The sequence below is a fragment of the Streptomyces sp. DS1-CR2 genome, from assembly GCF_055760475.1.
In genome coordinates this window covers 5,477,739-5,497,586 of record NZ_CM147085.1, presented here as the reverse complement: position 1 = coordinate 5,497,586, position 19,848 = coordinate 5,477,739, and the positions used below count along the sequence as shown (strand labels likewise).

The following is a 19,848-nucleotide window of genomic DNA, read 5'->3' as shown; positions in this document are numbered from 1 at the left end:
CCGAGCCAGAACCCAGACCCAAAGCCCAACCCGAACCCGAAGCCCCGCCCCTCCTCCGTCCAGGAGGGGCGGGGCTTCGTCATGCCCCGCTGCCCCTCAGCGCACGGATCCGCACACGGATCAGCCCCCGAGCCGCGCAGCGATCCCGTCGAGGATGCAGTTGAGGCCGAAGTCGAACTCCCAGGTGGGATCGTCGTTGTGGGCGGCGCCGAGCCCGTGACCCTGGACACGGCCGCCCTGTGCGTGGTCGCGTTCGCCGCGGCCTGGCTGATCCGCGAGGTCCCCCTGCGGACGCAGGCGTCCTAGCCCGGCAGCAGAGAGGCGGCCGGTCCCACCAGCGGGAGGTCGGCGAGGGCGCCGCCCTTGGCCAGGGGGCCGGTGGCGACGGCCGTGGTCACGGGCTTGAAGTCGGCGATCTGCGTACCGATCGCGTTGTCGAGCGGATCGACCCCGGTGCCGGAGAGCGGATTGAGCCTCAGATGCTTGACCGGGGCGAGACCCTCGGCCGAAGCGGTCCCGAGCGCCCCCGTCACCGCTCCCCCGGCCGCCGCGGCGTCGAGGTCGCCGACCGGCGAGGCGAGAGGCGCGGCGGCGGGCTCCGCCGCACCGGCGCTCACCGCACCCCCGCCGACCGCCGCCCCCGCGGCGGTGAGGGTGAGCCCCGCGCGCAGCAGCGCACGCTGGGCCGCCGAGGACTTCTTCGCTGTGTGTCGTGCCATGAAGTGCCGCCCGTTTCCGTTACCGACGGCCGGTTGGCCCGCCGCCGCAGATCGAGTAATCGTACGCGTACACAGAGTAGTTGAGGCGCGGCCGTGCCACAAAGGCCGACCCGCGGGGTCCACCGGGGGCGGGGATGCCGCACACTGGTGTCTCGTGAGTTCCCATCCCCCGATACCGACCCGGGTCGTCCTGCTGGCAGGTCCTTCCGGCTCCGGCAAGTCGTCGTTCGCGTCCCGCTCCGGGCTTCCCGTGCTGTGCCTGGACGACTTCTACAAGGAGGCCGACGACCCGACGCTGCCGCAGGTGCCGGGCAGCTCGGACATCGACTGGGACTCGCCCCGCTCCTGGGACACGGAGACGGCCGTTGCCGCGATCGCGGAGCTGTGCCGCACGGGCCGCACCCGTGTTCCCGTCTACGACATCGCGATCAGCGCGCGCGTGGGCGAGGAGACGCTCGACATCGAGCGCACGCCCCTGTTCATCGCGGAGGGCATTTTCGCCGCGGACATCGTGGAGCGCTGCCGGGACCTCGGGCTGCTGGCCGACGCGCTGTGCCTGCGCGGCCGCCCGTCCACGACGTTCCGCCGCCGGCTGCTGCGGGACCTCAGGGAGGGCCGCAAGTCCGTGCCGTTCCTACTGCGCCGCGGCTGGCGCCTGATGCGCGCGGAGCGCGGCATCGTGGCCCGCCAGACGGCGCTCGGCGCGCACCCGTGCGGCAAGGAAGAAGCCCTCGGCCGCCTGGCCGCGGCCGCCGCGGGCCGGTGCGTGAAGGCCCGCGCCCAGGCGTGAGCGCCCCGCACGCCCCGCCCACCCCGTACACCCCGTACACATGAAAGCGGGACCGGAGAGACCCCCCGGCCCTCCGGTCCCGCTTCATTCCCCCGTCAAGATCCCCCGTGATCCCCCTCGGTACCGCTCCCCCGTACCACCGTCGCGTCCCCCCGGAGCGACGGCCCGCCCCCAGCCTTCAGGCCACCAGCTCGCCGAAGGACTCCTCCAGGTCACGGCCGAAGCTGAGGACCTCGTCCTCGCGCAGCCGGCGCAGGGAGCGCCAGATGCTCGACTTCACCGTGCCGACACTGATGTCGAGGATGTCCGCGATCTCGGGGTCCGTACGACCCTCGTAGTAGCGCAGGACGAGCATCGTGCGCTGCAGTTCGGGGAGGCGGGCCAGGGCCTGCCAGAGAACCGCGCGCAGCTCCGTGCCGCGCATCGCGTCCGTGTCGCCCGCCGTCTCCGGCAGTTCCTCGGTCGGGTACTCGTTCAGCTTGCGGCGGCGCCACGCGCTGATGTGCAGATTGGTCATGGTGCGGCGGAGGTAGCCCCCGACCGCCGCCTTGTCGCTGATCCTGTCCCAGGCGCGGTACGTCGAGAAGAGGGCGCTCTGGAGCAGGTCCTCGGCCTCGAACCGGTCACCGGTGAGGTGGTAGGCGGTTGCGTACAGGGAGGCGCGGCGTTCCTTGACGTAGGCCGTAAACGCCGCTTCGGCATCTGCGGTTTCCGACAGGGACTTCTTCCGCTCCCCCGATTCCTCCCCGTACGCGGCTCCCCCGTCGGATACCGCCTGGTTCGCGTCAACCACCGTCATGTACGTGGTGTGCTGACGCCCGGTGCCGCGAGCGCACCCCCGCCCGCTCACGGCACCGGACAGCTCGTGCTTCCCGGAACCGGGACTCCGCACGAGAGCGTCATGAAGACGTGTGACAACTGCGCCAGTGGTGGTGCTGTGCAGCGTGTTCATCTCGCGCCCCCCGTCGTGGAGTCTCGGTTTCCCGTGGTCGTCAAGGACTTGCGTCCTTGCGATGTCCAAAAGCTTGCCCGGGCCACTTCATGACGGTGTCCGCCGACTGTCACAGACCTGTCACAGGGCCCGGGCGTGTGCGAGTCGTGTGTGGATGGGGCCCGAAGCCCCCTGATTACGAGCTTGGGAGCGCTCCAACGGTCGAACTTGAGCCGTGCCATGGGACAGAATGACGTCTGTGCCTTCCCTGTTGCTGATCGAGGACGACGACGCCATCCGAACGGCCCTGGAGCTGTCCCTTACGCGCCAGGGTCATCGGGTTGCCACCGCTGCCACCGGCGAGGACGGTCTGAAGCTGTTGCGCGAGCAGCGGCCGGACCTGATCGTGCTGGATGTGATGCTGCCCGGCATCGACGGGTTCGAGGTGTGCCGGCGCATCCGGCGCACGGACCAGCTGCCGATCATCCTGCTCACGGCGCGCAGTGACGACATCGACGTGGTCGTCGGGCTGGAGTCCGGCGCCGACGACTATGTCGTGAAACCGGTGCAGGGGCGAGTACTCGACGCCCGGATCCGGGCGGTGCTCCGGCGGGGCGAGCGGGAGGCCAACGACGCCGCGTCGTTCGGCAGTCTCGTCATCGACCGGGCCGCGATGACGGTCACGAAGAACGGCGAGGACCTCCAACTGACGCCCACGGAGCTGCGGTTGCTCCTCGAGCTGAGCCGCAGGCCGGGACAGGCGCTGTCGCGGCAGCAGTTGCTGCGTCTGGTGTGGGAGCACGACTACCTCGGTGACTCGCGGCTCGTCGACGCGTGTGTGCAGCGGCTGCGCGCGAAGGTCGAGGACGTGCCGTCGTCGCCGACGCTGATCCGGACGGTGCGCGGGGTCGGCTACCGGCTGGACACGCCTCAGTGAGCGATGCGCACGACCGGCTGCGGGGGTGGGCCGCGGCGAAGAAGGCGATACTCGCCGGCCTGCGCTTCACGAGCCTGCGGCTGCGGCTCGTCGTCGTCTTCGCCCTGGTGGCGCTGACCGCGGCGGTGTCGGCGTCCGGGATCGCGTACTGGCTCAACCGCGAGGCGGTGCTGACCCGGGCGCAGGACGCGGCGCTCAGCGACTTCCAGCAGGAGATGCAGAATCGGGCCGCGGCGCTGCCCGAGCATCCGACGCAGGGCGAGTTGCAGCACGCGGCGAACCTGATGGCGAGCAGCAGCCAGCACTTCAGCGTGCTGCTGATCAGCGAGGACTCCGAAAACCCCGAGAACCCCGAGAACAGCGTCGGCCGGCGGATCGCCGGGAACTCCGATCTGGACGCGATCACGCTGGCCGAGGTGCCGCGTTCGCTGCGGGACGCGGTGAACAGGAAGCAGCCCCTCACGGACGGCAACAAGCACCCGTACCACCTGTACTGGCAGCGGATCATCAGCAATGACACGCCGTATCTGGTCGGTGGGGCGCGGGTGATCGACGGGGGGCCGACGGGCTACATGCTCAAGTCCCTGGAGCCGGAGGCGAAGGATCTCAACTCCCTTGCCTGGTCGCTCGGGATCGCGACGGCGCTCGCGCTGATCGGTTCGGCGCTGCTCGCGCAGGCCGCGGCGACGACGGTGCTCAAGCCCGTACACCGGCTCGGGAGGGCGGCGCGGCGGCTCGGCGAAGGAAAGCTGGACACGCGTCTGCGCGTGTCCGGTACGGATGAACTGGCCGATCTTTCCAGGACGTTCAACAGGACCGCGGAGAATCTGGAGAAGAAGGTCGCCGACATGAGTGCGCGCGAGGAGGCCTCGCGGCGCTTCGTCGCCGACATGTCGCACGAGCTGCGTACGCCACTGACGGCGATCACCGCCGTGACGGAGGTACTTGAGGAGGAGCTCGACGCGGAGACCGGTTCGGTCGACCCGATGATCGAGCCCGCCGTACGCCTCGTGGTGAGCGAGACGCGCCGGCTGAACGACCTGGTGGAGAACCTCATGGAGGTGACCCGCTTCGACGCGGGCACCGCACGGCTCGTCCTCGACCAGGTCGACATCGCCGACCAGATCACGGCCTGCATCGACGCCCGTGCCTGGCTCGACGCGGTGGACCTGGACGCGGAGCGCGGCATCATGGCCCGCATCGACCCGCGCCGCCTCGACGTCATCATGGCGAACCTGATCGGGAACGCGCTCAAGCACGGCGGCTCGCCGGTGCGGGTGTCCGTGCGGCTTGCGGACTCGGAGCTGGTGATCGAGGTCCGTGACCACGGGCCGGGTATCCCGCAGGACGTGCTCCCGCACGTCTTCGACCGGTTCTACAAGGCGAGCGCGTCGCGGCCGCGTTCGGAGGGCAGCGGGCTCGGGCTCTCGATCGCCCTGGAGAACGCGCACATCCACGGCGGCGAGATCACGGCCGCCAACTCCCCTGAGGGCGGCGCCGTGTTCACGTTCCGGCTGCCGCTCGACGCGTCACCGCTGACGCTGCCACCCGATGAAGAAGGGGCCGAGGGCGCCGACGGTGGCGGTTCCGGTGAGGAGGGCGGCGCGCGATGACCGCACGCAGGACAGGACGGGGTTACGCGCTGCTGGGCGCGGCGGTGCTCGCCGCGCTGCTCGCCGGGTGCGGGATCAGGCCGACGGAGGTGCCGACGGACTTCGGGGCCGCGCCGTCGCGGGTGCCGTGCACGCTGTCGGACCCGGATCTGGAGTCGCGCGCGGGCGGCGAGTTCGCCGTGCAGGTGTATCTGGTCTGTACCTCGCAGCTGGTGAGTGTCGACCGGACGGTGACCCTGCCGAAGGGGCGGGGCGCCTCGGACCGGGTGCGGCTCGCGCAGGCGCTGCTCGACGAGCTGGAGCAGTCTCCGGGCGGCGCCGAGCGGCAGGCAGGGTACACGACGGACGTCAGGCCCGGGATGACCGTCTCGGGGCCGGGCAAGGGTGACCCGGACAATGCGCTGCGGCTGAGCGTCCCGCCGGACGACCTCTCGCCGTACGCGCTGGCCCAGATCGTGTGTACGTATGCGAACGGCGGGGCCGCGGCAAAGGACGACAAGGTCGTGCTCGGCGGGCCGGATGACGACGCTCTGCGCGCGTACGAATGCTCCCCGGAGATGCGGACGCGGCCGGGGCTCGTACCGGCGCCCGCCGAGACGGTCGGCTGACGGGGCGGGCGCGGTTGTCGCGGGCGGGCGCCGGCGGCGCGGAACCGATCGTCCCGCCGTCCGCGTCTAGGGGGGCGTGCAGCGCCATCGCCCGGGCGGCTCCAAGGCCGCCATCCGCTTCCGTACGGCAGGGGTAGTCCTCCTTGCCGCGCATCTGCTTCTCGTCTGCTGGATCACGCTGCGACCACTGGACGTGCCGTGGGTCAGCGCCGCGAACCTGCATCCGTTCGCCGGGATCAGAGCGGATCTCGCGCTCGGTCCGGCTCAGGCGGTGCGGCGCATCGGCAAGGGGTTGGTGCTGCTCGCGCCTCTGGGCGTGCTGCTGCCGATCGCCGGAGGGCGGCTCGTCGTCTCGCCGCTGGGTTCGCTGGTGCGTACGGTCGCTGCCGGAGCGCTGCTCTCGCTCGGCATCGAGCTGCTGCAGACCGGGGTGCCGGGGCAGGTCGTGGACATCGACTCGCTGTTCCTGAACACGCTGGGCGTGGCCCTCGCGCACGCGGCCGTGGTGCCGACTCTCAGGGGCAGGCTCCGCCGCAGGACCGAGGTCACCGCCCTCCCCCGGGAGGAGCCCTCTCAGGGGCGGACCCCGACGATTTCCAGGGTCGGCATCGCCCCGTGAGCTGACGCTTCGCCCGGTTCGTCACCGTAGCTTTGGAGCCATCGGAGACGTCCTGGCCGCCGCGGCCAAGGGGGCGCCTCACCGCTACGGTTCGCGAAGGAGCCCACCATGACCGCCCTTGCCCGCCCCACGAACGGACGGATGATCGGCGGAGTGTGCGCAGCGCTGGCAAGGCGCTTCGGCACCTCCGCGACCACGATGCGCGTGATCTTCGTGCTCTCGTGTCTGCTTCCCGGTCCCCAGTTCCTGCTGTACATCGCGCTGTGGATCCTGCTGCCGAGCGAGGGCAAGGTCCGCCAGGCGTGGTGACGACGGGGTCCGCAGGCTGATGTGCGACAAGACAGTGACGTACGGCAAGGGAGGGGTGCACACGCGCGAGCGGGTGCACCCCTCCTGTGTGTCCGTGTCCCTGTCCGTGCCGTGTCGGGCGGGTCAGCCGACGGGCAGCGCGCCGCCGGCGGGCAGCGACTTGATGGGAAGGCCGCCGAGGAGCCCGGAGACCGGGTCGCTGCCGTCGGTGGGGAGGACCTTCTGGACGGCGGGCGCGGCGGCGTTCAGGCCACCGGCGACGGCGTTCTTGCCGGCGGCCAGGGACTCGGTGCCACCGGCGGGCAGTACCTGCGCGACCTGCTCGGCGGGGAGCGTGCTGGTCACGGTGTCCAGGGCGGAGCCCGCGTCCGGGAGGGCGGGGGCGGCGGACGCGGCACCGGCGCCCGCGGCGGCGAAGGCGGCACCGAGGGCGGCGACACCGAGGGTCTTGACAGCAGACTGCTTCATTGTGAAATGAGTCCTCGTGAACGGGGGCTAGAGCGGTTCACGACCGTAAACATGTGTCAGGGCGCGTCGCAACCAGCGAAATACACGCAGAAGCGGCCGGGAGTTCATGCTCCCGGCCGCTTCGGATGCGCACAAAGAGGCGCTACCGCGCGACAGAACCCCTGGTCGAGGCAGTCTGACGGAACAGCCATTCGGATTTCAACTCGGCATATCCCGGCTTGATGACGTCATTGATCATGGCCAGTCGTTCATCGAAAGGAATGAATGCTGATTTCATCGCATTGACAGTGAACCACTGCATGTCGTCGAGCGTGTAGCCGAATGCGTCGACCAGGTGCTCGAATTCGCGGCTCATGCTGGTGCCGGACATGAGGCGGTTGTCCGTGTTCACCGTGGTGCGGAAGTGCAGCTTGCGGAGCAGGCCGATGGGGTGGGCCTCGTAGGAGTCGGCGGCGCCCGTCTGGAGGTTGGAGCTGGGGCACATCTCCAGGGGGATGCGCTTGTCGCGTACATAGGAGGCGAGACGGCCGAGCGTGACCGTGCCGTCGTCCTCGACCTTGATGTCGTCGATGATCCGCACGCCGTGGCCGAGGCGGTCGGCGCCGCACCACTGGAGGGCCTGCCAGATGGAGGGCAGGCCGAAGGCCTCGCCCGCGTGGATCGTGAAGTGGTTGTTCTCGCGCTTGAGGTACTCGAAGGCGTCGAGGTGACGGGTGGGAGGGAAGCCGGCCTCCGCGCCCGCGATGTCGAAGCCGACAACGCCCGTGTCGCGGTAGCGGTTGGCGAGTTCGGCGATCTCCAGGGCTCGGGCCGCGTGCCGCATGGCGGTGAGCAGGGCGCCCACGCGGATGCGGTGGCCGTTGGCCCTGGCGCGGCGCTCGCCTTCCCGGAAGCCTTCGTTGACCGCCTCGACGACCTCTTCGAGGGTGAGGCCGTGTTCGAGGTGCTGCTCGGGGGCGTAGCGGATCTCGGCGTAGACGACGCCGTCCTCGGCGAGGTCCTCGGCGCACTCGGCGGCGACCCGGAACAACGCCTCGCGGGTCTGCATGACGGCGCAGGTGTGGGCGAAAGTCTCCAGGTAGCGCTCGAGGGAGCCGGAGTCGGCGGCCTCGCGGAACCAGATGCCGAGCTTGTCGGGATCGGTCTCCGGGAGGTTCTCGTAGCCCTGTTCCAGGGCGAGTCCGACGATGGTGCCGGGGCGAAGGCCGCCGTCGAGGTGGTCGTGCAGCAGCACCTTGGGGGCGCGAACGATCTGCTCGGGGGTCGGAATCTGTGAGTTTCCGCTGGTCTGGCTCGTCATTTCCGCACTCTAACGCCTACGCGCGTAGATACTCGGTGACGTCCGCCTGTCGATACGTAACGGTGACCCTGCGGACGGGTGGCGTACACCGGGCCTTCTGACACTGTTCTGTCATGGGACAGCAAGCGACGACGGTCCGTGAGGTCCGGCTCGGGAAGGCGATGGGGCCCGTCCCCGCGACGGTGAGCGGTGTGGTCCTGCTGCTTCCCGCGGGTGAGGAGACCTCCGCGCGCAGGCCGTCACCGCTGGCCTCGGCGGCCGTACGGACCCTGGGGCGCGCCCTCGTGCGCGAGGGACGGCGGGACGGCCTTGCGGCGCATGTCGTGCACTACCGCGGCCGCGGCTGGAACGGCGCGCAGGCACAGCTCGCGCGCGACGCCGACTGGGCCGCGGACGAAGCCGTACGGCGCTACGGCGACATCCCCGTCTGCCTCGTCGGGGTCGACATGGGTGCCCGCGCGGCGCTGCACGCGGGCGGGCACAGCGCGGTCAACTCAGTGCTCGCGCTTGCCCCTTGGCTGCCCGAGGAGGACGTCGCCGCGCCCCCCGAACCGGTGAAACAGCTCACGGGCCGCCGCGTTCTGATCGTGCACGGCACGAACGACGAGCGCACGGATCCCGAGCTGTCGTTCCGCCTGGCCGCCCGCGCGAAGAAGTCCAACCGCGACATCTGCCGCTTCGAGGTGCATTCCGACGGCCACGCGCTCCACCAGCACCGCACCGAAGTCCACGCCCTGGCCCGCGACTTCGTGCTCGGTTCGCTCTTCGGCCGGGCGTTCTCGCGGCCGCTGCAGGACGCGCTGGCCGCGCCGCCGCCGCTGGGGCTGCGGATGCCGCTGGCCTCGGGCTTCGGCAGGTCGCTCGCGCGGTGACTACTCCTGCGCGCGCGTCCACTCGGAGAGCAGCTTGCCGCGCCGGGAGAGCAGGAACTTCTTGAACGCCGCGACGGGCGGGGTGTCCGGATGGCCGTCGAGCCAGGCCACACCGATCTCGCGCACCGCCCGCTGCCCGGTCACGGTCAGCTCCACAACTCCCGGGCGCGGTACGGCGGGTGGCGGCAGGAGCGCCACGCCGAGGCCCGCCGCGACCAGGCCGCGCAGGGTCTCCGTCTCCTCGCCCTCGAAGGCGATGCGCGGCTTGAACCCCGCCTCCGTGCACAGGCCGTCGGTGATGCGGCGCAGCCCATAGCCGGGTTCGAGGGTCACGAACGTCTCGTCGGCCGCCTCCGCGAGGCGGACGCGCTTGCGGCCCGCGAGGCGGTGGTCGTCGGGGACGACCAGGCGCAGACGCTGCTCGTCGAGGCGGCGCGCGACGAGGCCGGGCGCGTCGGGGACGGGCGAGGTGAGGCAGAGGTCGAGCTCGCCGGCGCGCAGGCGCTCCAGCATCGCTTCGCCGTAGTTCTGGACGAGACTGAAGCGGATACGGGGGTGGTCGGCGCGGAAGGCGCGGATCAGGCCGGGGACGGTCTCGGAGCCCATGGTGTGCAGGAAGCCGAAGGCGACCTTGCCCGACGCGGGGTCGGCGTCGGCCCGTACGGACTCGGCGGCGCGGCCGATCTCTGCGAGCGCCCTGTCGACGGACGTGAGGAACGTACGGCCCGCCGGGGTGAGCGAGACGGTGCGGCCGTGGCGCGCGAACAGCTCCACGCCGAGGTCCTGTTCGAGGCGGACCAGGGCGCGCGACAGCGTCGACTGGGGGATCTCCAGCTCGTGCGCGGCCCGCGTGACGTGCTCGCTGCGGGCGGCCGCGGCGAAGTACGACAGTCTGGGCGCGAGCGTCGTCACGATGTCTTCTGTGTCACTGGACGGTGACAGTCGCGTCTCTGAACTCTGCTTATGCGCCATGGGATCGATTATGGCGTTTCCATGCATTGGACGCATGAAACACGGAAGCCTACCTTCGACATATGCCTCCTGCCAGTAGCGGGGCGGCCGCCACCCACGCGGTCGCCGCCCGTAAGCCGTCGTCCCCCGAAGCCCCCGACACCCGTCTGAACCCGGGCGGACCCGGTTACCGCCGGATGAGCTTCGCCCTCTTCCTGGCCGGGGTCGCGACCTTCGCCCTCCTCTACTCCACGCAGGCCCTGCTCCCCCTCGTCTCCGCCGACTTCGGCGTCAGCGCGAGCGCCGCGAGCTGGACGGTCTCCGGCGCGACGGGCACGCTCGCCCTGTGTGTACTGCCGCTGAGCGCCCTGTCGGAGCGGTTCGGACGGCGCACCGTGATGACGGCGTCCCTGTCGGTGGCGGTCGCGGTCGGCCTGCTCGTGCCCTTCGCTCCCTCGCTCGGCGCGCTGATCGCGCTGCGGGCCCTCCAGGGCGCCGCGCTCGCCGGTCTGCCGGCCTCCGCGATGGCGTATCTCGCGGAGGAGGTGCGGCCCAAGGCACTGGTCGCCGCGATCGGCCTGTTCGTGGCGGGCAACTCCATCGGCGGGATGAGCGGCCGGGTCATCACCGGGTGGGTCGCGCAGGAGTGGGGCTGGCGCGCGGCGGTCGCCACGATCGGCGTGATCGCCGTGGCGTGCGCGGTCGCGTTCCGGCTGCTGCTGCCGCAGCCCCGGCACTTCACCCCGGGCTCGCTGCGGCCGCGGGTCCTGGCCCGCACGGTGCGCGGCCACCTCGCGAACCCGCTCCTGTGCCGTCTGTACGTGATCGGCGCCCTGTTCATGACGGTCTTCGGCGCCGTCTACACGGTGATCGGCTACCGGCTCACGGCCGCCCCGTTCTCGCTCCCGCAGGGCATCATCGGCTCGATCTTCCTGGTGTACCTGGTGGGTACGGTCTCCTCGGCCGCGGCCGGCAAGCTCGTCGCGCGGCTCGGGCGGCGCGGGGCGCTGTATCTGGCGGTGGGCACGACGGCGTCCGGGCTGCTGCTCTCGCTCGGCGACGCGATCGTCATGGTGCTGCTCGGCCTCGTCCTGATCACGGCCGGTTTCTTCGCGGGGCACGCGGTGGCCTCGTCCTCGGTCAGCCACACGGCGACGCACGGGCGGGCGCAGGCGTCCGCGCTGTACCAGTCCGTGTACTACATCGGCTCCAGCGTGGGCGGCACGCTCGGCGCGGTGGCCTTCCACGCGGGTGGCTGGGCCGGGACCGTGCTCCTCGGCCTGGTGGCGGTGCTCGGCGTCGTGTCGGTGACCCTGTGGGGCTCGCACGCGGCGCGGGTGCAGCAGCGGCAGACGCTCGTGGCGGCGCACTGACCCCGTTCCGGTCGCACTGACAGCGGCCCCCGGACCAGCGAAATTCGCCGGTCCGGGGGCCGCTGTCAGTGCGCTGCTGTAGCTTCCGAAGTGCTGGGACTTGCATGGACTTTCGGGACTTGCCAGAAGCCGCAGGGCGGGGTGTGGACATGAGCGACATCGCAGGGACGACCACCGAGCTGGACGTCCGTCTCGAGAAGTACCGGGTCGAGCTGACCGGGTACTGCTACCGGATGCTGGGCTCGGCCTTCGAGGCCGAGGACGCGGTGCAGGACACGATGGTCCGCGCCTGGCGCAGCTTCGACAAATTCGAGGGCCGTTCCAGCCTGCGGTCCTGGCTGTACCGCATCGCGACGAACGTCTGCCTGGACATGCTGAACGCGGGCAACAAGCGGGCCCGGCCGATGGACCTGACGGCGGCGGCGCCGCTCGCGCAGGCGGCCCTCACACCCCGGCCGGACAATGTGTGGCTGGAGCCGGTGCCGGACGCGCGCGTGCTGCCGTCCGTGCACGACCCGGCGGAGGCGGCGGTGGCGCGGGAGTCGGTGCGGCTCGCGTTCGTGGCGGCGCTCCAGCAGCTCCCGGCCAAGCAGCGGGCCGTGCTCATCCTGCGCGAGGTCCTGGCCTGGAAGGCGCAGGAAGTCGCCGAGCTCCTCGACACCTCGGTGGCGTCGGTGAACAGCGCGCTCCAGCGGGCCCGCGCCACGCTCGCCGAGGTCCCGGCCGAGAAGAAGAGCGCGGACGACGAGCTGGACGAGGAGCACCAGGCGCTCCTCGAGCGCTATGTCGCCGCGTTCGAGGGATACGACATGAAGGCGCTCACGGCGCTGCTCGCCGAGGACGCCGTCATGACGATGCCGCCGTTCGACCTGTGGCTGCGCGGCACGCCGGACATCACGGGCTTCATGACGACGATCGGCGCCTCGTGTGCCGACAGCCGGCTGGTGCCGGTCGAGGCCAACGGCTCGCCCGCGTTCGCCCACTACAAGCCCGACCCGGACAAGGGCGGGTTCTCGCCGTGGGCCGTCCAGGTCCTTGAGGTCTCAGAGGGCCGGATCACCGGACTCCACTGCTTCCTGGACACAGCCCGCTATTTCCCGCTGTTCGGCTTGCCGCTCCACCTCGACGACCAGCCCGCCTAGGCCGGGCAGGCCGACCAGCTGAAGCAGGGCCCACAGAGCCGGGGACGGATCGCGCAGCCGCAGTCCTGACCCGGCTCTGCGGGCGGCGAGCTGCATCCGGGCGAGCGCGTCGACGGTGGCGAGATCGGCCGTGGTGACGGCCGCGAGGTCGCAGACGATGTCGCGAGCGGGGGCGCGGGCGCACGCCGTGCGCACCTGGTCGCACAGGTGCGGCACGTCGCAGCGGCGCAGGGGGCCGGCGGGAGCCAGGTCGGGAAGTCGGAAAGCTGCCACGCTAGGGAGACCGGCGCGGCGGCGCGAACTCATCGGCGGTCCGGCCGCGCGCCCAGTGCCGTGCATCACGGTGCCCTGGTGTCGCGCGCATCACGTTGACCCTGTGCCGGGTGGCCTCCGAGGCTGTGGGGATGCCCCTTGATCGCGTACCTGCTCAGCCGTCCGCACGACGCCGGCAGGGGGCATCGTGGCAGGGGTGCTGAACGGGTTCGCCGTCATCGCGGTGGTCATCGCCGTCGGCTTCCTGATCGGCAAGCGCGGCTATCTCGGGGACAACGGCCGCGAGGTCCTCACCAAGCTCGCCTTCCATGTCGCCACGCCCGCGCTGCTGTTCACCACGCTCGCGAAGGCCGACCTCTCGGTGATCCTGTCGCCGCGGCTGCTGGTGACGGCGCTGAGCACGGCGGCCGCCGCCGGGGTGTTCATCGCGGTGGGCGTCGCGCGCCGGTGGGGCGTGGGGCGGACGACGATCGGCGCCCTGTGCTCCAGCTACGTCAATTCGGGCAACCTCGGCATCCCCATCGCCGTATACGTCCTCGGCGACGCCTCGCTGGTCGCGCCCGTGCTGCTTTTCCAGCAGATCGTGGTGACGCCGATAGCGATGACGGTCCTCGATCTCTCGGAGGCCGGTCAGACGCGGCCCCTGTGGCAGCGGATCGTCACGCCGCTGCGCAACCCGATCGCGGTCGGCGCGCTCGCGGGCGTGATCGTGGCGGCGACGGGGTGGACGGTGCCGGGTCCTGTCTTCAACCCCGTCGAACTGATCGGCAAGATGTCCGTGCCGGTGGTGCTGCTCGCGTACGGGATCTCGCTGTGCGGGAGCTCGCTGCCGGCCCGGCGAGGTTCCGACCGGGTGCCGGTGCTGCTGTCGGTGGCCCTGAAGTCGGTGGGCCAGCCCGCGGTGGCGTGGGTGCTCGCGGCGGGCGTCTTCGGCCTGCGGGGCGCGTCACTCCTGGACGTGGTGGTGACGTCGACGCTCCCGGCCGCGCAGAACCTCTTCGCGTACGCCTCGCGCTACAACGTCGCGGAGAAACTGGCGAGAGAGTCGATCCTGCTGTCGACGCTGGCGTCGGTGCCGGCGCTGGTGATGGTCGCGGCGTTGCTGGGGTGAGTCGAACGGGACCGGCACAGGTCTGCCGATCCCGTTCACCCGTACGGGGAAACCCCAGGTCAGCCGATGCGTTCCCGCACGACCGGCGTGGGCTCGAACGCCGTGCCCGGGGCCGAGATGTCGTAGGAACCCTCGACGGACTCAAGGGCGTACTCGAAGCGCTCCGGGGTGTCCGTGTGCAGGGTCAGGAGGGGCTGGCCCGCGGTGACGGGGTCGCCCGGCTTGGCGTGGAGTTCGATGCCGGCGGCGGCCTGGACCGGGTCCTCCTTGCGGGCGCGGCCCGCGCCGAGGCGCCAGGCGGCGACGCCGATGCCGTACGCGTCGAGGCGGGTCAGGACGCCGGAGGCGGGCGCCGTGACGACGTGCTGTTCGCGGGAGGCGGGGAGCGTGGCGTCCGGGTCGCCGCCCTGCGCGGCGATCATGCGGCGCCAGACGTCCATCGCGGAGCCGTCGGCGAGGGCCTTCGCCGGGTCGGCATCCTTGATGCCCGCCGCGTCGAGCATCTCGCGGGCCAGGGCGAGGGTGAGCTCGACGACATCGGAGGGGCCGCCGCCCGCCAGCACCTCTACGGACTCCCGGACTTCGAGCGCGTTGCCGGCGGTGAGGCCCAGCGGCGTCGACATGTCGGTGAGCAGGGCGACCGTGCGCACGCCGCTGTCGGTACCCAACTCGACCATGGTGGAGGCGAGTTCGCGGGCGTCCTCGATCGTCTTCATGAACGCGCCGGTGCCGACCTTGACGTCGAGGACGAGCGAGCCCGTGCCCTCGGCGATCTTCTTCGACATGATCGAGGAGGCGATGAGCGGGATCGCCTCGACGGTGCCGGTGACGTCGCGCAGCGCGTAGAGCTTCTTGTCCGCGGGGGCGAGCCCGTCGCCGGCCGCGCAGATCACGGAGCCGACGGTGTCGAGGACGTTCAGCATCTCGTCGTTGGAGAGCAGGGCGCGCCAGCCGGGGATGGACTCCAGCTTGTCGAGGGTGCCGCCGGTGTGGCCGAGGCCGCGGCCGGAGAGCTGCGGGACGGCGGCGCCGCACGCGGCGACCAGCGGGGCGAGCGGCAGCGTGATCTTGTCGCCGACGCCGCCGGTGGAGTGCTTGTCGGCGGTCGGGCGGGACAGGGACGAGAAGTCCATGCGCTCGCCGGAGGCGATCATCGCGGCGGTCCAGCGGGCGATCTCCGTACGGTTCATGCCGTTGAGGAGGATCGCCATGGCGAGCGCCGACATCTGCTCGTCCGCGACGACGCCGCGCGTGTACGCGTCGATGACCCAGTCGATCTGCTCGTCACTGAGTTCGCCTCGGTCCCGCTTGGTCCGGATGACGGAGATGACGTCCATGGCGTTGTCCTTCCACAGGTGGCAGCAGGCCGACTCTACGCGCATAGAGCGACCCGTTGAAAGCGGCCCCGCCCAACCGGGCGGGGCCGTAGGTCAGTTGAGGTGCTGGGGTCCGAAGGCGTCGGGGAGCATCTCGCCGAGCGGGCGGATCCCCGACGTCGTCTCCAGGAGCAGCTCGGTGCCCCCGAACTCGTAGAGGAGCTGGCGGCAGCGGCCGCACGGCATCAGGATCTCGCCCTTGCCGTCCACGCACGTGAAGTGCGTCAGGCGGCCGCCGCCGGTGAGCTGGAGCTGCGAGACGAGCCCGCACTCGGCGCACAGGCCGAGCCCGTACGACGCGTTCTCGACGTTGCAGCCCGACACGGTGCGGCCGTCGTCCACGCGGGCCGCGGCGCCGACCGGGAAGGCCGAGTACGGCACGTACGCGCGGGACATGGCCTCGCGGGCCGCCTCCCTGAGTGCTTCCCAGTCGGCTTCTGTCACTTGCCCTGGCCCTTCCGGTAGCGCATGCCGTCGGCCTTGGGCATCCGCAGCCGCTGCGCGGACAGCGAGAGCACCAGGAGGGTAACGACATACGGGGTGGCGCCGACGAAGTCGCCGGGCACCTCATCCGTCAGGAGGTACCAGACCAGGACAACCGCGGCAATCACCGCGCTGATCGTGGCCTGGATCATGGCCTTGCGGTACGCCTTCCAGCCCGCAAGCAGAGCAAGCAGCACGACCAGCAGGAGCAGCAGCGCGTGGACGGTCTCGCCGCCGTTGCGCAGCTGGAGCGCGTCGGAGAAGCCGAACAGGCCCGCGCCCATGGCGAGTCCGCCCGGCCGCCAGTTACCGAAGATCATGGCGGCGAGGCCGATGTAGCCGCGCCCGCCGGTCTGGCCCTCCAGGTAGCTGTGCGAGGTGACCAGCGCGAGGAACGCGCCGCCGAGACCCGCGAGTCCGCCGGAGATGGCGACGGCCGCGTACTTGTGCGCGTACACGTTGACGCCGAGGGACTCGGCCGCGACCGGGTTCTCGCCGCAGGAGCGCAGGCGCAGGCCGAACGAGGTGCGCCACAGCACCCACCAGCTGCCCACGAAGAGCAGCACGGCGAGGATCGTGATCACGGAGACGTTGGTGACCAGGCCGCCGAGGATGCCGGCGAGGTCGGAGACCAGGAACCAGTGGTGCTGCTCGATGGAGTGCAGACCGCTGGACAGGCCCGGGATCGTGACGTCGCCGAGCGACTCGGCGGGCGGCGACTGCTTGGGGTTGCCGCCCTTGGTCGCGGGCTCGCCCTCGGCGAAGAACAGCTTGGCGAGGTACTGGGTGGCGCCCAGGGCGAGGAGGTTGACGGCGACACCGGAGACGATGTGGTCGACGCCGAACGTGATGGTGGCGACGGCGTGGATCAGACCGCCCAGCACACCGAAGCCGATGCCGCAGACGAGGCCGAGCCAGGGGCTGGTCTGCCAGCCGAGCCAGCCGGCGCCGAACGTGCCGAGGATCATCATGCCTTCGAGGCCGATATTGACCACGCCGGCCCGCTCCGACCACAGGCCGGCGAGGGCCGCGAGGCCGATGGGCACGGCGAGTCCGAGCGCGGCGCTGATCTGGCCGCCGGAGGTGAGCTGGTCGGCGCCCGTGATGACGCGGACGGCGGAGACCAGGAACAGCGCGCCGACGACGATCATCAGGGTCTGGCCCGTGGAGAGCCGGCCGCGCGCCTTCTTGGCGCCGCTCACCGCGGGGGCCGCCGGCGGCGGGGTGTCGGTCGTCGTGGCGGTCATCCGGCCACCTCCTGCTTGTCGGTGCGGACGGCGGCGGCCTGCGCGGCGAGCTCGGCGCCGACCCGCTGCTGCTGGCGCTTGAGCCCGTAGCGGCGTACGACCTCGTAGGCGATGACGACGCACAGGACGATGACGCCCTGGATCACGCCGAGGATCTCCTTGTCGTAGCCCTGGAACTCCAGGTGGTTGGTGGTGCGCTCCAGGAAGCCCCACAGCAGGGCGCCGAGCGCGATGCCGACCGGGTGGTTGCGGCCGAGCAGCGCGATCGCGATGCCCGTGAAGCCGAGGCCCGCCGGGAAGCTGTTGTCGAACTGGTGGCTCTCGTTGAGCAGGGTCGGCATGCCGACGAGACCGGCCACCACACCCGAGATGATCATGCTGGTGGCGACCATCTTCTTGACGCTGACACCACTCGCGGCGGCCGCGGACTCGGACTGACCGACCGTACGGAGGTCGAAGCCGAAGCGGGTGCGCCCGAGGACGAACCAGTACGCGACGCCGACGAGCACGGCGATCACGATGAAGCCGTTCAGCTGGCCCGAGGCGCCGGTGTCGAAGTTGAAGAGGTACGAGGACGCGGGCAGCGGCTTGGTGGAGACCAGGGTGCCCGCCTCGTCGAGCTGGCCGAGCTTCCCGGGCTGGAGGAAGTAGGCGATGACCGCGGTGGCGATCGCGTTCAGCATGATCGTCGCGATGACCTCGCTGACGCCCCGCGTCACCTTGAGGATGCCCGCGATACCGGCCCACAGGGCGCCGGTTCCCATGGCGGCCAGCAGCATCAGCGGAATCGCGAGCCAGCCGGGCAGCGTGAGCGCCCCGCCGAGCACGGCCGCGACGAACGCGGCGAGCCGGTACTGGCCGTCGACACCGATGTTGAACAGGTTCATGCGGAAGCCGATGGCCACCGCGACACCCGCGAGGTAGTACGTCGTCGCCTTGTTGAGGATGTAGACCTGGCTGTCGCTCGCGGAGCCGTAGGTCACCATGTCGCTGAACGCGGCGAAGGGGTCCTTGCCGGTCACCGCGATGATCACGGCGGTGACGACGAGTGCGGCGATGATCGCCAGGAGCGGAGCGGCGACCGCGAGGATCAGCCGCTCCTTGTCGATCCGGGACCTGCCCCGGGATATCAGTGTCTTCATCGGGCGTCCCCGCCTTCGGCGTCTTCCGTGTGCTCGAGGTGGCCAGAGGCCGCACCTGTCATGGCGGAGCCCAGCTCCTCCGGGGTGATGGTGGCGGGGTCGGCGTCGGCGACCAGGCGGCCGCGGTACATCACCCGCAGGGTGTCGGACAGGCCGATCAGCTCGTCCAGGTCGGCCGAGATGAGCAGCACGGCGAGACCCTCGCGGCGGGCGCGGCGGATCTGGTCCCAGATCTGGGCCTGTGCGCCGACGTCCACACCGCGGGTGGGGTGGGCGGCGATCAGCAGCTTGGGCGCGTGGCTCATCTCGCGGCCGACGATCAGCTTCTGCTGGTTGCCGCCGGACAGGGAGGCCGCGGTGACCTCGATGCCGGGGGTGCGCACGTCGTAGTCGCGCACGATGCGCTCGGTGTCGGCGCGGGCGGCCTTGAGGTCGAGCAGCCCGCCCTTGGAGTTGGGTCGCTCGGTGACGTGACCGAGGACCCGGTTCTCCCACAGCGGCGCTTCGAGGAGCAGCCCGTGACGGTGCCGGTCCTCGGGGATGTAACCGACACCGGCTTCGCGGCGCTTGCGGGTGGGGGTCCGGGTGACGTCGGCGCCGTTCAGGGCGACGGTGCCGCGGTCCGCGGTACGCATGCCCATGATGGCCTCGACGAGTTCGGACTGGCCGTTGCCCTCCACGCCCGCGATGCCGAGGACTTCGCCACGGCGGATGGTGAAGGTGACGTCGTCGAGGATGACGCGCTCGACGCCGTCCAGGTCGGTCTGCGTGAGGCGCACCCCGGCCAGGTGGAGCATCGGGGTGTCGGTGACCGTCGACTCCTCGGTCTCCGGCGACGGCAGCTCACTGCCGACCATGAGCTCGGCGAGCTGCTTGGTGCTCGTGTTCTTCGGGTCGGCCGTGCCGACCGTGGTCCCGCGCCGGATGACCGTGATCTCGTCCGCGACGGAGAGCACTTCGCCCAGCTTGTGGGAGATGAAGATGACCGTGAGGCCCTCGGACTTGAGCTCGCGCAGGTTGTCGAAGAGCGCGTCGACCTCCTGTGGCACGAGGACCGCGGTGGGCTCGTCGAGGATCAGCGTCCGGGCGCCCCGGTAGAGGACCTTGAGGATCTCGACGCGCTGCCGGTCGGCGACCCCGAGCTCCTCGACGAGGACGTCGGGGCGCACGCCGAGGCCGTACGCCTCCGATATCTCGCGGATCTTCGTACGTGCCTTGCCGCCGATGCCGTGCAGCTTCTCGGCGCCCAGGACGACGTTCTCCAGGACGGTGAGGTTGTCGGCCAGCATGAAGTGCTGGTGGACCATGCCGATGCCGCGCGCGATGGCGTCGGCGGGCGTGGCGAAGGTGACCTGGGTGCCGTCGACCGCGATGGTGCCCTCGTCCGGCTTCTGCATGCCGTAGAGGATCTTCATCAGGGTCGACTTGCCGGCGCCGTTCTCACCGCACAGGGCGTGGACGGTGCCCCGCCGTACGGTGATGTCGATGTCGCGGTTGGCGACGACGCCGGGAAAGCGCTTGGTGATGCCGCGCAGTTCGACGGCGGGAGGGCTGGACGCGTTGATGGCGCACTCTCCTCGGGGG

Annotated in this window: 22 protein-coding genes; 11 read left to right on the top strand and 11 right to left on the bottom strand. The window is 71.0% G+C overall.

Annotated features, from left to right (window positions below):
• Window positions 1–81 precede the first annotated feature (81 nt).
• Entirely contained in the window at window positions 82–306 is a 225-nt protein-coding gene (locus ACY0PA_RS26405; RefSeq protein ID WP_473080104.1) for a hypothetical protein, read from the top strand.
• On the opposite strand, the gene ACY0PA_RS26400 is transcribed toward ACY0PA_RS26405, so the two are convergent.
• Window positions 303–719, bottom strand: coding sequence for a hypothetical protein (locus ACY0PA_RS26400; RefSeq protein WP_473080103.1), 417 nt, complete (start codon window positions 717–719; stop codon window positions 303–305). The two genes, ACY0PA_RS26405 and ACY0PA_RS26400, sit on opposite strands and share 4 nt — an antisense overlap.
• 154 nt (window positions 720–873) lie before the next feature.
• Between ACY0PA_RS26400 and ACY0PA_RS26395 the strand changes: the two genes are divergently transcribed.
• Complete coding sequence (locus tag ACY0PA_RS26395) at window positions 874–1,509, top strand: uridine kinase family protein (RefSeq protein WP_473080102.1); 636 nt, start codon at window positions 874–876, stop codon at window positions 1,507–1,509.
• Between the two features lie 178 nt (window positions 1,510–1,687).
• Here the strand turns inward: ACY0PA_RS26395 and ACY0PA_RS26390 are convergent, their stop codons facing one another.
• Window positions 1,688–2,461 carry a SigE family RNA polymerase sigma factor gene (locus ACY0PA_RS26390; protein WP_473080101.1) on the bottom strand — a complete coding sequence of 258 codons (774 nt, stop codon included), beginning with the start codon at window positions 2,459–2,461 and terminating at the stop codon, window positions 1,688–1,690.
• Between the two features lie 238 nt (window positions 2,462–2,699).
• Here ACY0PA_RS26390 and afsQ1 point away from each other — a divergent pair, with 238 nt between their 5' ends.
• From afsQ1 to ACY0PA_RS26365, 5 genes are all read left to right on the top strand, one after another.
• Entirely contained in the window at window positions 2,700–3,377 is a 678-nt protein-coding gene (afsQ1, locus tag ACY0PA_RS26385) for a two-component system response regulator AfsQ1 (RefSeq protein WP_030682803.1), read from the top strand.
• Window positions 3,374–4,990, top strand: coding sequence for an ATP-binding protein (locus ACY0PA_RS26380; protein WP_473080100.1), 1,617 nt, complete (start codon window positions 3,374–3,376; stop codon window positions 4,988–4,990). Before afsQ1 ends, ACY0PA_RS26380 begins: the two co-directional genes overlap by 4 nt.
• Window positions 4,987–5,598: a hypothetical protein gene (locus ACY0PA_RS26375; RefSeq protein WP_473080099.1), complete on the top strand. Its 612-nt coding sequence runs from the start codon at window positions 4,987–4,989 to the stop codon at window positions 5,596–5,598. Before ACY0PA_RS26380 ends, ACY0PA_RS26375 begins: the two co-directional genes overlap by 4 nt.
• 76 nt (window positions 5,599–5,674) lie before the next feature.
• Window positions 5,675–6,217: a VanZ family protein gene (locus ACY0PA_RS26370; RefSeq protein ID WP_473080098.1), complete on the top strand. Its 543-nt coding sequence runs from the start codon at window positions 5,675–5,677 to the stop codon at window positions 6,215–6,217.
• A 108-nt stretch (window positions 6,218–6,325) separates the two neighbouring features.
• On the top strand, window positions 6,326–6,526 hold the full coding sequence (locus ACY0PA_RS26365) for a PspC domain-containing protein (protein ID WP_100594716.1): 201 nt from the start codon (window positions 6,326–6,328) through the stop codon (window positions 6,524–6,526).
• A 123-nt stretch (window positions 6,527–6,649) separates the two neighbouring features.
• Here ACY0PA_RS26365 and ACY0PA_RS26360 read toward each other — a convergent pair whose 3' ends face one another.
• Window positions 6,650–6,994: an ATP-binding protein gene (locus ACY0PA_RS26360; RefSeq protein ID WP_473080097.1), complete on the bottom strand. Its 345-nt coding sequence runs from the start codon at window positions 6,992–6,994 to the stop codon at window positions 6,650–6,652.
• 142 nt (window positions 6,995–7,136) lie between these two features.
• Window positions 7,137–8,294, bottom strand: a complete 1,158-nt coding sequence (locus tag ACY0PA_RS26355) for an adenosine deaminase (protein WP_473080096.1) — start codon at window positions 8,292–8,294, stop codon at window positions 7,137–7,139.
• A gap of 113 nt (window positions 8,295–8,407) precedes the next feature.
• On the opposite strand from ACY0PA_RS26355, the gene ACY0PA_RS26350 reads away from it, so the two are divergent.
• A complete protein-coding gene (locus ACY0PA_RS26350; protein WP_473080095.1) occupies window positions 8,408–9,166 on the top strand; it encodes a prolyl oligopeptidase family serine peptidase in 759 nt (252 codons plus the stop codon).
• On the opposite strand, the gene ACY0PA_RS26345 is transcribed toward ACY0PA_RS26350, so the two are convergent.
• The gene (locus tag ACY0PA_RS26345) at window positions 9,167–10,138 is read right to left on the bottom strand and encodes a LysR family transcriptional regulator (RefSeq protein WP_473080094.1); all 972 of its coding nucleotides are present in this window, start codon (window positions 10,136–10,138) and stop codon (window positions 9,167–9,169) included.
• A 62-nt stretch (window positions 10,139–10,200) separates the two neighbouring features.
• Here ACY0PA_RS26345 and ACY0PA_RS26340 point away from each other — a divergent pair, with 62 nt between their 5' ends.
• Together ACY0PA_RS26340 and ACY0PA_RS26335 are read left to right on the top strand one after the other, a co-directional pair.
• Window positions 10,201–11,490 (top strand): MFS transporter, encoded by a 1,290-nt coding sequence (locus tag ACY0PA_RS26340; RefSeq protein WP_473080093.1) that lies wholly within the window; start codon window positions 10,201–10,203, stop codon window positions 11,488–11,490.
• A gap of 149 nt (window positions 11,491–11,639) precedes the next feature.
• Window positions 11,640–12,632, top strand: a complete 993-nt coding sequence (locus ACY0PA_RS26335; RefSeq protein ID WP_473080092.1) for a sigma-70 family RNA polymerase sigma factor — start codon at window positions 11,640–11,642, stop codon at window positions 12,630–12,632.
• Here ACY0PA_RS26335 and ACY0PA_RS26330 read toward each other — a convergent pair.
• Window positions 12,534–12,905, bottom strand: a complete 372-nt coding sequence (locus ACY0PA_RS26330; protein WP_473080091.1) for an STAS domain-containing protein — start codon at window positions 12,903–12,905, stop codon at window positions 12,534–12,536. The genes ACY0PA_RS26335 and ACY0PA_RS26330 overlap by 99 nt on opposite strands.
• A 187-nt stretch (window positions 12,906–13,092) precedes the next feature.
• Here ACY0PA_RS26330 and ACY0PA_RS26325 point away from each other — a divergent pair, with 187 nt between their 5' ends.
• Entirely contained in the window at window positions 13,093–14,016 is a 924-nt protein-coding gene (locus ACY0PA_RS26325) for an AEC family transporter (RefSeq protein WP_473080090.1), read from the top strand.
• A 59-nt stretch (window positions 14,017–14,075) separates the two neighbouring features.
• On the opposite strand, the gene ACY0PA_RS26320 is transcribed toward ACY0PA_RS26325, so the two are convergent.
• The 5 genes from ACY0PA_RS26320 to ACY0PA_RS26300 form a co-directional block, all read right to left on the bottom strand.
• Window positions 14,076–15,353 (bottom strand): thymidine phosphorylase, encoded by a 1,278-nt coding sequence (locus tag ACY0PA_RS26320; RefSeq protein ID WP_473080089.1) that lies wholly within the window; start codon window positions 15,351–15,353, stop codon window positions 14,076–14,078.
• A 93-nt stretch (window positions 15,354–15,446) separates the two neighbouring features.
• Window positions 15,447–15,836, bottom strand: coding sequence for a cytidine deaminase (locus ACY0PA_RS26315; protein WP_100594725.1), 390 nt, complete (start codon window positions 15,834–15,836; stop codon window positions 15,447–15,449).
• Window positions 15,833–17,122 (bottom strand): ABC transporter permease, encoded by a 1,290-nt coding sequence (locus tag ACY0PA_RS26310; RefSeq protein WP_473080088.1) that lies wholly within the window; start codon window positions 17,120–17,122, stop codon window positions 15,833–15,835. The genes ACY0PA_RS26315 and ACY0PA_RS26310 overlap by 4 nt, the downstream gene beginning before the upstream one ends.
• Window positions 17,119–18,264 (bottom strand): ABC transporter permease, encoded by a 1,146-nt coding sequence (locus ACY0PA_RS26305; RefSeq protein ID WP_473080087.1) that lies wholly within the window; start codon window positions 18,262–18,264, stop codon window positions 17,119–17,121. Before ACY0PA_RS26305 ends, ACY0PA_RS26310 begins: the two co-directional genes overlap by 4 nt.
• Window positions 18,261–19,829, bottom strand: a complete 1,569-nt coding sequence (locus ACY0PA_RS26300; protein ID WP_453780609.1) for an ABC transporter ATP-binding protein — start codon at window positions 19,827–19,829, stop codon at window positions 18,261–18,263. The genes ACY0PA_RS26305 and ACY0PA_RS26300 overlap by 4 nt, the downstream gene beginning before the upstream one ends.
• Window positions 19,830–19,848 lie beyond the last annotated feature (19 nt).